General features: G+C 40.4%; 13 protein-coding genes. 4 read left to right on the top strand and 9 right to left on the bottom strand.

Annotation, left to right across the window (positions count from 1 at the left end; translation table 11 throughout):
- Position 1: 1 nt before the first annotated feature.
- Genes ACO05P_RS07345 through ACO05P_RS07330 form a run of 4 tightly spaced genes read left to right on the top strand, consistent with a single transcriptional unit; the run spans position 2 to position 3,864 of the window.
- Positions 2-916, top strand: a complete 915-nt coding sequence (locus ACO05P_RS07345; protein WP_421754472.1) for an SDR family oxidoreductase — start codon at positions 2-4, stop codon at positions 914-916.
- Positions 917-923: 7 nt separating this feature from the next.
- Entirely contained in the window at positions 924-2,189 is a 1,266-nt protein-coding gene (locus ACO05P_RS07340; RefSeq protein ID WP_421754470.1) for a hypothetical protein, read from the top strand.
- Complete coding sequence (locus tag ACO05P_RS07335; RefSeq protein WP_421754468.1) at positions 2,186-3,187, top strand: sulfotransferase; 1,002 nt, start codon at positions 2,186-2,188, stop codon at positions 3,185-3,187. The genes ACO05P_RS07340 and ACO05P_RS07335 overlap by 4 nt, the downstream gene beginning before the upstream one ends.
- Positions 3,184-3,864 carry a WbqC family protein gene (locus ACO05P_RS07330; protein ID WP_421754467.1) on the top strand — a complete coding sequence of 227 codons (681 nt, stop codon included), beginning with the start codon at positions 3,184-3,186 and terminating at the stop codon, positions 3,862-3,864. The genes ACO05P_RS07335 and ACO05P_RS07330 overlap by 4 nt, the downstream gene beginning before the upstream one ends.
- A gap of 9 nt (positions 3,865-3,873) precedes the next feature.
- Here ACO05P_RS07330 and ACO05P_RS07325 read toward each other — a convergent pair whose 3' ends face one another.
- The 9 genes from ACO05P_RS07325 to ACO05P_RS07285 form a co-directional block, all read right to left on the bottom strand.
- On the bottom strand, positions 3,874-5,817 hold the full coding sequence (locus tag ACO05P_RS07325) for a tail fiber domain-containing protein (protein WP_421754465.1): 1,944 nt from the start codon (positions 5,815-5,817) through the stop codon (positions 3,874-3,876).
- Positions 5,818-5,953: 136 nt separating this feature from the next.
- Positions 5,954-7,426 carry a DNRLRE domain-containing protein gene (locus ACO05P_RS07320; protein ID WP_421754463.1) on the bottom strand — a complete coding sequence of 491 codons (1,473 nt, stop codon included), beginning with the start codon at positions 7,424-7,426 and terminating at the stop codon, positions 5,954-5,956.
- Between the two features lie 58 nt (positions 7,427-7,484).
- Positions 7,485-8,126, bottom strand: coding sequence for a PIG-L deacetylase family protein (locus ACO05P_RS07315; RefSeq protein ID WP_421754461.1), 642 nt, complete (start codon positions 8,124-8,126; stop codon positions 7,485-7,487).
- Positions 8,127-8,131: 5 nt separating this feature from the next.
- The gene (locus ACO05P_RS07310) at positions 8,132-10,651 is read right to left on the bottom strand and encodes a hypothetical protein (RefSeq protein WP_421754460.1); all 2,520 of its coding nucleotides are present in this window, start codon (positions 10,649-10,651) and stop codon (positions 8,132-8,134) included.
- A 59-nt stretch (positions 10,652-10,710) separates the two neighbouring features.
- On the bottom strand, positions 10,711-11,778 hold the full coding sequence (gene wecB, locus ACO05P_RS07305; RefSeq protein WP_421754458.1) for a non-hydrolyzing UDP-N-acetylglucosamine 2-epimerase: 1,068 nt from the start codon (positions 11,776-11,778) through the stop codon (positions 10,711-10,713).
- The gene (locus ACO05P_RS07300; protein ID WP_421754456.1) at positions 11,775-12,026 is read right to left on the bottom strand and encodes a hypothetical protein; all 252 of its coding nucleotides are present in this window, start codon (positions 12,024-12,026) and stop codon (positions 11,775-11,777) included. Before ACO05P_RS07300 ends, wecB begins: the two co-directional genes overlap by 4 nt.
- Entirely contained in the window at positions 12,026-14,875 is a 2,850-nt protein-coding gene (gene carB, locus ACO05P_RS07295) for a carbamoyl-phosphate synthase large subunit (protein WP_421754454.1), read from the bottom strand. The genes ACO05P_RS07300 and carB overlap by 1 nt, the downstream gene beginning before the upstream one ends.
- A gap of 104 nt (positions 14,876-14,979) precedes the next feature.
- Positions 14,980-15,138 carry a 50S ribosomal protein L34 gene (gene rpmH / locus ACO05P_RS07290; RefSeq protein ID WP_421754452.1) on the bottom strand — a complete coding sequence of 53 codons (159 nt, stop codon included), beginning with the start codon at positions 15,136-15,138 and terminating at the stop codon, positions 14,980-14,982.
- A 102-nt stretch (positions 15,139-15,240) separates the two neighbouring features.
- Positions 15,241-16,200, bottom strand: coding sequence for a YihY/virulence factor BrkB family protein (locus ACO05P_RS07285; RefSeq protein ID WP_421754451.1), 960 nt, complete (start codon positions 16,198-16,200; stop codon positions 15,241-15,243).

Raw genomic sequence — 16,200 nt, 5'->3', positions numbered from 1 at the left:
TATGAAAATATTGGTAACCGGTTCAAACGGATTACTTGGACAAAAACTGGTGCATCAGTTAAACACTGATCCGGAGGTCGAATTAGTGGCTACAGCTCGTGGAGCTAATCGCTTAAACAATCAAGAAGGGTACATTTATCACTCCATGGATATCTCCAACTTGAAAGAGGTATTGGAGGTATTTGAAAAAGAGAAACCGGAAGTAGTAATTCATACAGCTGCCATGACTCATGTGGATCAATGTGAGGAGGATCAAGCGGCTTGTGAAAAGCTGAATGTAGAAGCGGTACAATATATCATAGCGGCTTGTAGTGCTTATAAAAGCCACCTGATTCACTTGAGCACTGATTTCATTTTTAATGGTGAGGAGGGCCCCTTAACTGAAGAAGCGGATCCGGATCCCCTTTCTTATTATGGTGAATCAAAACTAAGAGCAGAGCAGTTAATTCAGGCTTCAACAGTATCTGCGGCTATATTGCGAACCGTATTGGTGTATGGAGTAGCGGAAAATATGAGCCGTAGTAATATAGTTTTATGGGCTAAAGGGGCATTGGAAAAGGGAGAGCCTATTAAGGTGGTGGATGATCAATTCCGTACTCCCACCTTAGCCGAGGACCTAGCCCAAGGTTGTATTCTAGCCGCCAAGCAAAAGGCCCAAGGAGTTTATAATATTTCGGGCTCCGATTTTTTCTGTATCATCGACATGGTAAGGGAAATTGCCCGCTTCTGGAACTTGGATGAAAGCTTGATTAATCCTCTGGATTCCTCAACCTTAAATCAGGCAGCCAAAAGACCTCCGAAAACGGGATTTATTATCGATAAAGCTAAATCGGAATTAGGTTATAAACCGCATAGTTTTAAAGAGGGATTGGCTTTGGTCCATCAACAAATAATTGAAGCGCAGTCAAAGCCCTAATTCTAGTATGATTTCGAAGAAGGATAAGCGTTTACTAATTGTCAGTTATTATTGGTTGCCTGATGAAGGAACCGGTTCTTTTAGGATTAGCAAATTTGTAAAATACCTCCTTCAGTCGGGCTGGGAAATAACGGTACTAACTGCTAGTCGTTCACGTGGTGAAGATCAGCAAGTGCCTGGCCTGAAGGTTGTGCGCACTGATAAGAGCATATTGCAGGGAGAATCCTTCAAGGTAAATCCTTCCATTTTTTATGCAGCCAAATCAAATTGGCGAGCAAGAATAAAGGTTTGGCTTCGATTAAACCTTATCATCCCAGATGCTAAGATTTTCTGGTATCCTAAAGCCGTTTCTATAGGCAAGAAGTTATTGAAGGATACATGTTATTGTGCCGTTCTTTCTACTGCTCCTCCGCCCACTAGTTCATTGGTGGCAAATGCAATAGCCAGAAGTGGAAATTTACCATTGATTAGCGATTTTAGAGATCCGTGGACCAATATCTATTACTATGAGGATTTTCCCTTGGGAAGACTCGCTCGGTACTTTAACAATCGCTTGGAAAGATCAGTTCTAAAGGCCTCTTCAGATATTATTTGTGTAAATAAGGGGTTTTTCCCTGGCTTTGAAGAAGGGAATGCCAAATTGCATTATATCTCCAATGGCTTTGATCCGGACGATTTTGGGAAACTTAAATCTGATGTATCTAGGCGAAACAAGAAGTTTACGGTCTCTTATTTTGGGAGTTTAAAAATGAATCAGGTATCCCCAGGCTTTTTAAGTTTTATCGAGCGTATACCTGAGGACCAGCGGTCAAGTTTGCGTTTCCTTTTTTACGGGAATGTTGATCAAATTGCCAGAGAATCGGTTTTAAAAATGGTTCCTGAAAACTTAGAAATGGTTTTTAAAGGAACAGTGCCTCATGACATTGCGGTTCAAGAAATGCAGAAATCCGACTTACTCCTGCTTTTAGTGGGGATGGCTGATCGCAGTAAATTGGTGTACAGTACTAAATTATTTGAATACTTAAATAGTACTGTTCCATGTTTGGCTTTCGGTCATGAGGATGGAGCTGCTGCGCAAGTAATTAAGGAGACCAATGCCGGGCTTTTGTCTTCCCATCAACAGTATCTCCCAGCCCTTCAGTTTTTAGAAGAATGCTTAGCGGATTGGAGGGCAGGAGTAGAGGTTAAAGGGGCAGCAGTAGAAGCATTGGATCGGTTTAATTTTAAGAAGCTTAGCACCCAATTGGAGAATGTAATTCTTTCTAGGATATGAAAAAGTTGAAGGACCTGGCAGCCGATAGAATTGGTACTTATCGCAAAGATGCGCAAAGCGAAGGATTCATTCAAGAGCTTAATTCCTACTTAAATGCCTTTGAGGCTCAACTTTATCATGATGTTCAGGAACAAGAGCATCCCATCTTTATGGTGATTGGTGCTCCGCGAAGTGGAACTACGCTATGTACCCAGTTTTTAGCTAATGCTTATCAATTGTCTTATGTCAATAATCTTGTCGCCAGGTTTTATCTTAATCCTTTAACCGGCATCCAATTAAGTGATCAGGTACTGGGCAGAGATAATTTACCGGGTTTTAATAGTGAATATGCCAGAACCACAGATTTAACGGACATTCATGAATTTGGTTATTATTGGCGATACTGGTTAAAGAAAGATTCCCTTACTGCAATGGAAACTATTGCGGAGGATGAGCAAAACATAGATTGGAAAGGTTTGAAATCCAGTATTTTGAATATGCAACATCTTTGGGGAAATGGGGCCGTGTTTAAGAACATATTTGGTTCTTACCATATGCAGAAGCTATGCGAGGTTCTTCCAAAGGTGGTGTTTGTGCATATTGAGCGGAATAACCTTGATGCAGCTGAATCTATTTATAAAGCGCGATTAAATCAGTATGGTGAAAAGGGCATTACTAAATGGTGGAGCTATAGTCCTCCCAATGTAAGTGAACTTCTTTCCAAAGATGTGTACGAGCAAATTGCGGGTCAAGTACATTTCTTAAAAAAATACTATAATCAAGAAAGCCAAAAACTGGATAAGCGTCATTTCCTTAGTCTACGCTACGAAGATTTGATTTTAAAACCCCAGGAGGAAGCAGAACGAATAGCACAACATGTCCAGAAACACTTTGATTATACTTTTCAGGTAAACCCCAGTCTCGATCAAAATTTTAAAAGGGTAAAGAAAGCCCAACAGGATAGTTCAGTTCGCCAAAGGCTTATTGAAGAATTTAAAAAACTCGAAACACAAATATGATTCTAGCAGTACATCAACCGAATTTTATGCCCTGGCAAGGTTATTTTAAGAAGATGAAGGATTGCGACCAATATATCTTGATGGATACGGTCCAATATGTTCATCGTCATATTTGTAATCGAAATAAGTTCAAAAATAGCCAAGGGGAGGCGCAATGGTTGGGTGTTTCTGTGAGTCATTCAAAAGGTAGAGATGTGTCATTTATTGAACTAGCGATAGACTATTCTCAGAAATGGCAAAGCAAGGCCCTGAATAGCCTTAAGCACGCCTATGGAAAGGCCCCTTACTTTGATCAATATTATCCTCAAATAGAGAAGATACTTTTAACCGAGTACCCCAATTTGGCAGCCTTGAATATTGAAATAATCGAATTCTTTAGAGGGGTTTTAAAGATTGACACTCCCATGCAGCGGATGAGTAATTTACCGGGTGATCTTGGCACGAAGAGCGAACAGATTATTAATCTGTGCAAAATTGTGGGAGCGGATCAATATTTATCTGGTCAAGGTGCGAAAAAATACAATGATCTGGAGGCCTACCAAGCGGCCAATATCGAACTCCTTTATCAGGAATATGAGCCACCGGTATATAAGCAAATGGGAGATGAATTCATCTCCCATTTATCAGTTATTGATCTTATTATGTGCGAAGGCGATAATGCCGGTGACTTTATCTAAGACTCTGAATTAGTTAGTTAACACCACCTTTTTCATAGTACCTTCAATGCCATCTACAATTATTGTATAGAGGTATATACCCGCTTCCATAGCACTGGTATTTATGTTGGTCTCAGTTTTAGAATCTATTAATTGCGTATTAATTAGTTTGCCATTTAGGTTGAAAATAACAACTTTTGCTTCTTGATAGTCAAATGGTATCTCAGTTTTTAAAGTTAATCCTTGATTTTTACTCGTGGGATTAGGCACTGCATTAAATTCAAAATTTTTGATATTTTGATTTTCAGCTCCTTCTAAATCATTCATTTTCGCCATTAACAAATTCAACTTACTCTCAAGTTCTTGAATTTTCGTGTTTTGCAATTCGATTTCTTTTGTTTGCTCGTTATTAGCTTCGATAAGGATCGGAATCAAGCCATGGTAATTTACAGCTAAGGTTCCATCTTCTGTGGTTATTACTAATTCTGGTGCAACTTTTTGAACTTCTTGAGCCATAACCCCATATGTAGCAGATCCCAGTGACCCATCAGATTGGATTAAGTTGTAGGAATATCCTTTTAGACCATTTAAAATATCACTTGAATTTAATATTTGATTGATATTAGTTTTTTTTCTTTTATCTGAAGTTTCAAAGGCATTTCCAGTAAATAGTGCATTACCATTCACGTATAGACGCAGATTATGAGTTACACTACTCGCATCTAAATAAGTGTTTTGGATGCCATTGATGCCTACAGTACTTCCGTCATCTTGAATTTGACTACAACTAAGGTCTCCTGAGCTACCGGATACCTTAGGGATGTAATTGGTGGTGGTACATGAATTTGAAATGCCACCTCCTAGAGTGCTTGCGTCTCTTTTGTAAAGATTTCCGGAACCATCAATGACTAAGATGCTAGAAAGGCTATTATTGGTAGTTGTACCTTCAAAGCGAACTGAACCATTGACATGAAATTTAGCCGAGGGAGTTGTCGTATTCACCCCAACATTTCGATTTGCGGCAATTCGGAAGGCCTCGCCGTTAGCGTTTGAAAGACTGAGTAACCATCCTGATGCACCGTCTCCTCGCGCAGCACTCATCGTCATTAGGTTAGCGTTATTATTTCCACTTGGGCTAGTGGTGTGGAAATAGAAATGATGAGTGCCAGCCGAAGAGGAATTGCGATCATCTAAAACTTCAAATCTTCCACTTGGGGAACTGGTGTTTATACCAACTCCCGTTCCATCGTCATAAATCTGACTACAATCCAGGTTTCCAGAGGCATTAGATTTTGTAATTAAATTGGTAGTGACACAATTATTCGTAATTGAATTAAAGCTGGAAAAGCTTTTATAGCCCAAATTGCCTGAAGCATCAATTACTAAAATGTTATTTTCAGAGCTAGTTGTAAGGTTTTCAAATCGGACTGTTCCATCAGTGTGTAAAGTTGCACTAGGCGCACTAGTTCCAATTCCTAATTGTCCGTCAGCATTCATAGTCATGTGCCGTGTTCCATTTTCTTGCCACCCAAATAATGGTCTTGTGGTAACACCTTCTGGGCCAGCTGGATCGTCATTGCCACTGCCGTAATAGTCCGTGTATGTTCTGCTGTCAAAGGTTAATAATGGACTGCTTCCAATATCACTACCATCATCACAGCTTCCAATTAAGATTAACCCACTGCCGGCTGAGGATTGTCGGTATCCTTGAATCACAGGTAAAAAGTGGCTATTATCATCAGTCCCGTTTCGAAACTCTAACACCTCTGTAGTGTCAGTATTAGATAGATTGAACTTAGCAAGTCTTTCTCGACTGCCATTGGTCGCAGTAGCTTCTATTTCTAAAATGTTTCCTTTGGCGCCAGAATTTGAATTGTCACCTACATAAACAGGGAGTTGAGTTCCACTGAATGTTGTTTGGCTCATAAGAGAGAGCGATGCAAATGTGAATAATAAAAAAAGTACTTTTTTCATGTTAAAAAAGGTTAAATAGTGAAGAGATTAATGATATCACACAACTGTTTAAATTGTATGAGAATTATGGCTTAATATAAAAAGAAAGAGGGGGATTAAATCCCCCTCAATGTTAAAATACAAAATTTGTATTCGGCTATTTTAGTATTAACTTACCGGTATTGACTTGATATCCAGCTCCATTTGTTATTCGGTATATAAGGATTCCTGAGTTGAAACGTTCAATATTTAACTTTATTGAAGTTTGATCAATCGCCTGTTTCAATAATTCTTGACCAGCTAAATCATAAAAAGTAATTAAATGTTTTTCCGCTATTGTTTGAGGAAGGGATACAGTAACCTCACCATAGCTAGGATTAGGATATACACTGATATCAACAAGATTCTCTTCTTTCCGTACACTTAATCCATTGGAAAAATTCAGTATTAATTTGGGATGTGCGGTGCTATCGGGGTTGTCTCGACTGGCAAAAACCATTCTACGGTAGTAGGTTTCATTCTGAAGTTGAATGTAAAAACCATGAGCCTGACTTGTATCAGCTAGCATATCAGCTACTAAAGAGGTTACATCAATGCTATAATCTTGAAAGGCCTGGGTAGATGCTGGAACATTAATTGAGTTCTGATTGGTAATGCTAGGTTGATTATTCCAAGTAACCTGGTATTCCTGCCATGGAGTTGTAATTCTACTAATTACACAAGCATTAGAACTGGAAAAATCATGACCACTGGTATACTGAGAAGCAGTAGGGTCGCGATCCATTTTTAATTCTAAATAAGCGGATTGTAAAATTGCAGCGGTAGGAATAGCACTTAGATCAAATTCGATCAAGGAGCGATGATTTACCGGAGAACCATTATTGCTCCATGCATGCATATTATTCCATCGGTAATTACCATAATTAGTATTATCACCGGCATTGTTGTATTCGCGAATCATGGCATCCTGCTTGGCCGGAAGTTGTACCGTTGTTACTGGTGTTTGCACATTACTGGTGTGAGTTACTTCAAGTTTAGGGATTAACTGACTGTAAGAACTTTCACTTGAAGCAAAAACCATTCGACGATAGTAGGCCTCATTAAGAAGTTGAATATAGAAGCCATGACTGGTTTGAGGATTGTTAACCATGTCTTGAACCAAGGCGGTTACGTCAACTCTATAGCTTTGATAGGCACTGGTAGAATTCGCCATAATAACCTCATTTGTTGAAGTTACAGCAGGCTGATTAATCCAATTAACCTGAAACTCTTGCCATGCTTCGGTTATTCTCTTTACAGAACAACTATTGTTTTCTTGTAGGTAATGGCCTGTGCTGTATTGACTTCCACTCGGCGGTACCTGAAGAATTAAAAATGCTGAATCTACGATACTGGAATTGGCAATAGAACTTAAGTTGAAGTCAATTAATGAACGGTGAACAACAGTTTGATTGCTATTGGTCCAAGCGTGCATATTTACCCAAGGATAGGTTCCATAGTTATTTTGATCTCCCACACCGCCTAATTGGCGAATCATAGCATCTTTAGATGGGGTAAAGGTATTGGTTACAGTACTTTGAGCCATAAGCGATGTACTGAAGATTGATAGCAGGCAGATAATTTTTTTCATGAATTAAGAAATTTGGTTAAAGTTAAGACATTTATGACGATAGGTGCTGGCCTCCAGGCTACCAGCGGGTTCGAATTACCTCATAAGCCTCAGCGTATGGCGCACGTACCTGGGTTCCACGCACCGTTGCCAAGCCCCGAATAAATTCTTCAGTGAAATATTGGCGCTGTTTTACAAATTGAGATTTATAATGCAGTAAGGCTTCCCATTTTTTTTGGATATGTTTTTCCTCCAGGGTAACAAAGGCTTGAGCAGAAAAGCTTATATGGTTCCAAGGCAATTCATATCCCCAAACAGTTATTTCTTTAAAAGCTCGTAAGCCTTCAGCATATAGGACTTGATGATCTTGATGCAGGTCAGATCCACTGGGAACTAAAACCATATCTGGGGCAATTTCTTGACGCAGTTTTACCAATTCTTCCAACACTTCCTGACGGGAATAATTCAATTTACGCACTTCATAGTCATAAATTCGAAGTTGCTCTCTTGGAATTTCAAAGAAGTCCATCGCAGAGATGAATTCATTTTTCAATAAATCGGGATCACTTCCGGTGGGTAAAGATGCCCTGGCGGTACTAAATGCGGCAACATGAACTTCAATATCATGTTCTAGGAATTTAGCCATAGTTCCACCACATCCTAATTCGGCGTCATCTGTATGGGGAGCTAGCAGTAGAACTTTCTTTATATGATTCATCATGGTTCTTAAGAGATCTTATTTTGATAGTAAATACTGAATGGGAGAAGGAGTAAGATCAGGACACTGGATACTAAGCTTACGGATTCAATTCCTTTGTAATTGTCTACCGCTGTAAATTCCATTTTAATGTCATGCTTTCCTGCAGGAACTTTAAGAGCTCGCAATACATAATTCGCACGAAGTAATTCAGCTGGTTCTCCGTCAATTGTAACTTTCCAATGTTCAGGATACCAAATCTCAGAAAACACCACTAGATTTTCTGTAGCACTCTGATAGTTGTATTCTAAAATCTCTGGATCGTAACTACTAAGTTTAATTTCTGCATTTCCAGCATTGGCAGGTAAAGACCCTGCTTTGTCTGCAAAGGCTTTTCGCATTATTGCAGTTTCACTCGGATCAATATTCTTTAATCCAAACAATTCATCATTGGCACTTTCTACACTTTGAATGTTTTGCACGGCCCAAGCATTACCTAATCTATAGGTATTCTCAATTGGTTGGGAATTTGGATTGATGATGGCATAACGCATATTAAGCATACGCATAGCCGGAGTTTGTAAAAACAGATTAGGGCTAAATTGTTGACTATTCAGTGCATTGCGGAAAATGTCAATTTCATTTGTCAACTGATGTTCGATCAACTCTTGATATATCTTAAGCTTAGCCCCATGGTATCCACCTAAGCTGTAGTGGTAAAAAGATGTAGTAGCATCATTAAATGGAGATACGGTAAGATTTAAGGTTCGGAAATAGGGGTCATTTGCATATTCCCGAATTATAAACTGATCAGCAACCGTAGGTTTAACACCATAGTTTTCATCCAATTTTTGCTCTTTCACAAAGTTATCGCTGTTTAAATAACGTTTGTCAACAACAAACAGGTCGATTACTATTAATAATCCCAATCCAAGGATATAGGTGTTTTTCCTTAACTGACCCTGAGCGAAAAGCCAGGTTAGTGCGGAACCTATTAAAATAAAGAACAAACTGCGTAAAACATCCGCTTTGAAAATACCCATGCGAGCGCTTTCTAAGGACTCCATAAAGAGATTGGATTGATCGCTATTGAATCCGGCCTCGCTCAAGGCCTTCGGTAAGGTCTCCGCTTCTTGATTACTCAAAAAGGTATTAAAGAGAGCTGGGCTTACATAATTTAGGGCTAAGAATAGCAGTAGTGCTCCACTACCAATGTAGAATACCTTGAGCTTACTTCTTTTGCCAATAATTGGGATTTGTAAATCTTGATTCCAATCTGATTTAGACCATTGAGTAATGGTGGATAATCCTAAAATTGCCAATAAAGGCAGAATAAATTCAGGAACCACCAACATAGAAGATACCGCTCTAAATTTGTTGTAGTAAGGGAAGTGATCAACAAAGAAGTCGGTAAGAGGCATAAAGTTTTTACCCCAAGAAAGAGCCAAGGTTAAAAAGAAGACTGCAAGAAACAGGTACTTTAATTTTCCTTTGTAAAAGATCAATGCCATAAGGGCAAGGAAGACTAAAATAGCCCCGGCATATACTGGCCCGGAGGTAAAGGGCTGATCTCCGTAGTAGGAGTTTTGTTGCGATATGGCTTGTTTAAAACGATTGTCAACTTTGTCTAATGCCGTTTCGTTATCGCCGATTCTTCCCGTTTTTCCTCCTTTGAAATTAGGGATAAGAAGAGTCCAACTTTCATCAATACCATAGGACCAATTTGTGATATAGTCCTTATCCAAACCTCGTGTGGCATTTCCTGTGTTTAGCTCTAATTCAGATTTACCACGAATGGTGTGCTTGCTGAAATCAAGCGTACTCTTCAAGTAAGGATAGTTAGTAGCTAAGGCTAAGAGGCCCCCCACAATTAAAAGGCTGCTAGCTTTAATCCATTGATTTAATGTTTTGTTCATTAAAGCTTTTACTCCTTGATAAATACCGAAAGGAACTGCGATAAAGAGGAAATAATAAAACATTTGAGGATGTCTCGCGCTTAATTCTAGTGAAAGGAAAAGAGCAAAAACCCCAGCTCCTAAAAAGATTTTTGAACGTCGGTAAGACCAAACCATCCCCGCTAGAATGGCTGGCAAATAAACCATAGCGTGGATCTTGGCATTGTGTCCTGCCTCTAAAAGAATTATAAAATAGCTAGAAAACCCATAGGCTAGCGCTCCAATCATGGCTACTCTAGGATCTGCATTTAGGGAGATTCCCAGTAGGTAAAAGCCCACCATTAGCATAAAAATGTAACCAATTGAGTGATCTAGGAGAATTGTATTTATAAAAGATGGAATTTTTTTAAGAATTTCTCCATCATGAATAACACTGGTCATGTATGAAGGCATGCCACTAAAAATCACATTGGTCCAAAGAATTTGACGATCTTCTTTATCTCGATATTCCTTTATTTCACGGGAAGACCCTTGATATTGCATAATATCATTTTGCTCAATGGTCTTTCCGGATAAAACAGGGGCGTTGAAAATTGCGGCTAAGGCAATGAAAATGCTAATCGCAATGAGGTGGATTCCGTATTTTTTTAACATCAAAGTAAGATTGTTGCCCAAATATAGGGTCTTAGACTTGATTATCTCCTAAGCTCTTACTAAGAAAGAGAGCTATTGGATTCAATAAATTCCCGAATCTTTCTTGCGATAAAAATTGCAGCCTTCCCATCTCCATATAAAGCAGGATATTTTAAGGCTTTGGATTGTAATTCCAAGAAATGTTTTTCCAGATTCTCCGGCTCACAAAGCATGTTGCTGCCTCCCTCAACCAATTCTGTCCACTCCGTAGCTTCTCGTAGAGTTAAGCAAGGACGCTCTGAAAAATAGGCCTCTTTTTGTAATCCTCCACTATCAGTGAGTACCATAGTTGAGGCCTCCGTAAGTCCTAATATCTCCGCATGGCCACAAGGAGGGATTATCTGTGCGGGTAAACTTAATCCCAATTTATCCAAACGAGCTTGTGTACGTGGGTGAAGGGGGCATACGATGGAAATATGCTTCGCTACTTTTTCCAAAGCTTCTATCCATGCCTTTAAACGAGCGGGCTCATCTACATTTTCTTGTCGATGAAGGGTAAGTAAGGCAAAAGAGGAGGGAAGTTCCAGTCCTGCAGGTAAACGTCGATGTGTTTTTTGCCATCGAAACAGATCGAGACTTAAGTCGCCGCTCACCACAATTTTATCTTCTGAAATTCCTTCTTTTAAGAGGTGCTCTTTTGCCTCTTCATTGGAAGTTAAAAGCAAGCTACTGAGGTGATCAGTTAAGATGCGATTGATTTCCTCCGGCTGAAAATCCAAGCCACTGCGCATTCCCGCTTCGATATGAGCTACCGGAATGCCTGCTTTTTTGGCAGCCAAGGCTCCAGCCAAGGTGCTGTTTGTATCTCCAAACACTACTACCATATCGGGCTGTTCACCCAGCAGAATGCTTTCAATTTGTTCGAGCATTCTTCCGGTCATGGCACCGTGGGGAAGGTTATTGATAGAAAGTTGGTAGCGCGGCTCAGCTAATCCCAATTCAGAGAAAAAGCTCCCACTCATATTGGCGTCCTGATGCTGCCCGGTATGAACGATGAACTCTTCTATTTGGGCTGCTTTTAAGGCTCTGCTTAGCGGAGCAGCTTTAATAAATTGGGGTCTGGCGCCTACTACCGTTGCAACTTTCATGAGGCCTTATCATCATCATCTACCTCTTCGTAATCTACGTATTCACCAATTTGGTGGTTATCATGAGTACGTCCTTGCCCATTGGTGTTTAGGCTGGTTTTGCCTTCATTTTGACGGGCCCGTTTGGCTTGAGAAGATTGGTCTCTTTCCTGATATCCTTGGCGAAATGGACGCACAAAGAAGTTCCTTACCACGAAGGATATCAGGTAGATAAAAACAACTACAAATAAGAGTCGAAATAAGAACACTATTTACTTAAATAGAGGTTTCGTTCAGCGTAAATTTTCTTGAATACCGGATCACGAAGGTTATCGATGAAGTAAATCTTTTCACCGGTTGATTTCATTTCCGGCCCCAAATTCTTATTTACATTGGGAAACTTGTTAAACGAGAATACCGGTTGTTTGATTGCCCAGCCTTTGCGCTTGGGTTCAAACTTAAAGTCTTTAATCTTCTTCTCACCCAACATTACTTTGGTAGCAAAGTTCACATAAGGCTCATCGTAAGCTTTTGCAATGAAAGGAACCGTACGAGAAGCACGGGGGTTGGCTTCAATGATATAAACCTTATCATCTTTAACCGCAAATTGGATATTAATCAATCCCACCGTGTTTAAGGCCAGGGCAATTTTGCGGGTATGGTCTTCAATTTGTTGGATGATTAAGTCGCCCAAATTGAAGGGAGGTAGGGTGGCATTACTATCACCAGAGTGAATACCGCAAGGTTCTACATGTTCCATGATTCCCATGATATACACATCCTCACCATCGCAAATCGCATCGGCCTCTGCTTCAATTGCACCTTCTAAATAATGGTCGAGCAATACACGGTTACCCGGGAATGCTTTGAAGAGATCCACTACATGGTGCTCTAATTCATCCTGATTAATTACGATCTTCATCCCTTGACCACCCAGTACATAACTAGGACGAACCAGAATTGGGAATCCAAGTTGATCTGCTAATTCACGCGCTTCCTCAGCATTGGTAATTACACCAAATCGTGGATAGGGAATATCATTATCGCGAAGTAATTCAGAAAAGCGACCCCGATCTTCGGCTAAGTCTAAACTTTGATAGCTGGTTCCGGCAATTGGAATTCCAAAGCGATCCAGTTTCTCAGCGAGTTTAAGAGCGGTTTGTCCTCCTAATTGTACGATAACCCCATCCGGTTTTTCATGCAGGATGATATCGTAAATATGCTCCCAGAATACGGGTTCGAAGTAAAGCTTATCGGCAGTATCAAAGTCAGTAGAAACGGTCTCAGGATTACAGTTAATCATGATCGTTTCATAGTCGCATTCTTTAGCGGCTAGTACTCCGTGCACACAGCTGTAATCGAATTCTATACCTTGACCAATACGGTTTGGACCGGATCCGAGCACGATAATTTTGCGTCGATCACTGGCTTCTGATTCGTTTTCAACACTTATTTCGCCTTCAGCCGTTTGAAAGTCGTACTCGAAAGTAGAATAGTAGTAAGGGGTTTGGGCTGGAAATTCTGCGGCACAGGTATCTACCAATTTCCAAACGCGCTTAATGTTTAGCTCTTCACGTTTTTGGTGAACTTCACTTTCCAGTACCCCAATCATGTGGGCAATCTGACGATCGGCGAAACCTTTAGTCTTAGCTTCAAGCAAAAGCTCACGAGGAAGGTTTTCTAAATTGTGGGTTTCGATTTCAGCCTGCAATTGAACCAGTTCATAAATCTGGCGCAGGAACCACATATCAATTTTGGTGATATCGTGAATACGACGCAGGGGAATACCCAATTGCATCGCATCATAAATCATGAATACTCGGTTCCAGGAAGCTTTTTCCAGTGCTTCCAAGACTTTGTTCTGATCGGTTTCCCCTTTGCCGTCAGCTCCCAAGCCATTACGCTTAATCTCCAGAGATTGTGCTGCCTTATGCAAGGCTTCCTGGAAGGAACGACCAATGCCCATAACTTCACCAACCGACTTCATTTGCAAGCCCAGGCGACGATCGGCACCTTCGAATTTATCAAAGTTCCAGCGAGGGATTTTTACAATAACATAGTCGAGAGTTGGCTCGAAATAAGCTGAGGTAGTTTTGGTAATTTGGTTATCCAATTCTGTTAAGTGATAACCAATGGCCAATTTGGCGGCAATCTTAGCAATCGGATATCCGGTTGCTTTAGAAGCTAAAGCTGAAGATCGAGAAACACGAGGGTTAATCTCAATGGCAACGATGTCTTCTTTTTCATCGGGACTTACCGCGAACTGAACATTACAACCACCGGCAAAGTTTCCGATAGAACGCATCATATGAATGGCCATATCGCGCATTCGTTGATAGGTAGTATCGGATAATGTCATTGCTGGAGCCACGGTAATAGAGTCACCGGTGTGGATACCCATAGGGTCCATATTTTCAATAGAACAGATAATGATCACATTATCATTAGAGTCGCGCAGCAATTCCAATTCGAATTCTTTCCAGCCTAATAAGGCCTTATCGATCATTACCTCGTGGATGGGGGAAATTTCCAGACCCCGGCTTAGGGATTCTTCAAATTCATCCTTATTGAAAACGAAGGTAGCACCAGAACCACCCAGGGTATAAGAGGCACGAATACAAAGCGGGAAGCCAAATTCCTGAGCAATTTCCTTTCCTTTTAGGTAAGAGGTTGCAGTTTTGGCTGGAGCCATGCCCACGCCAATTTTGGTCATTAATTTCCGGAATTCCTCACGGTCTTCGGTAATGTTAATGGCGTCGATATCAACCCCGATTATGCGCACATTATGCTCTTCCCATAGGCCATCTTTATCGGCTTCGATACATAGGTTTAGCGCAGTTTGCCCTCCCATGGTTGGGAGTACGGCATCAATATTTTGTTCCTTGAGGATTTTTTCCAAGGAAGCTACTTCGAGGGGAAGTAAATAAACATGATCGGCTACTACATTATCGGTCATAATGGTCGCCGGATTGCTGTTTATCAAGGACACTTCTATTCCTTCTTCTCGCAATGACCGGGCCGCTTGGGAGCCGGAGTAGTCGAATTCGCAGGCCTGTCCAATAACGATGGGGCCGCTTCCAATAATCAATACATGTTTAATTGAAGTATCCTTTGGCATGATCTGAATTTGGTGTTTAATCTACGAAGCTATAATCGAGCAGGCAAAAAAAAAGGTGCTGCCTGGCAACACCTTAATACATATATTATGAATACAAAGACATCTTAGCCTTTGTAATTTCCTTCACTAGATACAGATAATTTCTTGCGACCTTTCGCGCGGCGAGAGGCCAAAACCTTACGACCATTCGCACTAGACATTCTCTCACGGAAACCGTGCTTGTTTCTTCTCTTACGGTTTGAAGGTTGATAAGTACGTTTCATATCTCTTTATTTAGGTCGGCTCAGTGCCGAGGTCCATTCGTTTTTCGGGCTGCAAATATAAATGGAAAATCTGAAATCAAAAGAAGACTTTGCTGAAAAAATTTAAGCTTTTTTAGTCTCTTCCAAAAGTTCTTTTTGCTCTTCCTCAAATCGCTCCAGTTTTAAACTGGCAATACTGGCATTCAGTTCAAAACCAATAATCAAGACCAGGGCATTCACATAGATCCAAAGCATGATTACCATTAAGGTACCAATGGACCCATATAAGGTGTTGTACTGATTGAAATTGGCAACATAAAAACTAAAGAGGTAGGAGGTTACTAAAATCAGAACTGTGGCTAAAATCGCTCCGGGGGAAAAGAAGCGCCATTTTCGTTTTCCGGAAGGAGCAAAATTATAGATCAACACAATCCCAATAAAAATTAAGAATACCAATAGGAGATAGCGAACCAATTCGACTGCAAAGGATGAGATCGCTTCGAGACCGAAAAAACCGAGCAGACCATTTAACACATCTGAACTGAAAATAATGACGATAATGCCTAGTAAGAAATTAACGGTGATCACTACCGTAAGGCCAAGGCTAACTAATAACTGTTGCCAAAGTGAGCGTTCTTCAATTTTATGGATAGTCTGATTAAAGTTGGATATAATGGCATTGATACCATTGGTGGAGAATAGCAAGGCCAGGAAAAAACCTACGGATAGTAATCCCCCACGCTTATGATTCAGTACATCGGCAATGGTGCTTTGCACAGCATCGAAAGTATCAGGCGGTAAGATTCGTTGAAATACTTTAAAAACTTCGGTTTCCAAAGACTCTACCGGAAAGAAAGGAATTAAAGTAAAGAAGAATATGATACCTGGAAAAAGGGCCAGGAAAAAGGAGTAGGCTATGGATCCAGCTCTGCTGGTAACACTTCCTTTAATTATCCCTCTGAAAAAGAACAATGAAACATCATATAAACTCAGTCCATCAAAAAGGGGCAGGGTGATGCGTTTGGTATAGCGAGCTACTTTTTTGCTTAGCCAACGCCACTGTTCTTTAAGCCATTTCCACAT

Origin of the sequence: Croceimicrobium sp. (assembly GCF_965228705.1) — a bacterium.
Taxonomy (GTDB): domain Bacteria; phylum Bacteroidota; class Bacteroidia; order Flavobacteriales; family Schleiferiaceae; genus Croceimicrobium.
Note: the sequence above shows the minus strand (reverse complement) of the source record. Positions and strands in the feature narration are given on the sequence as shown.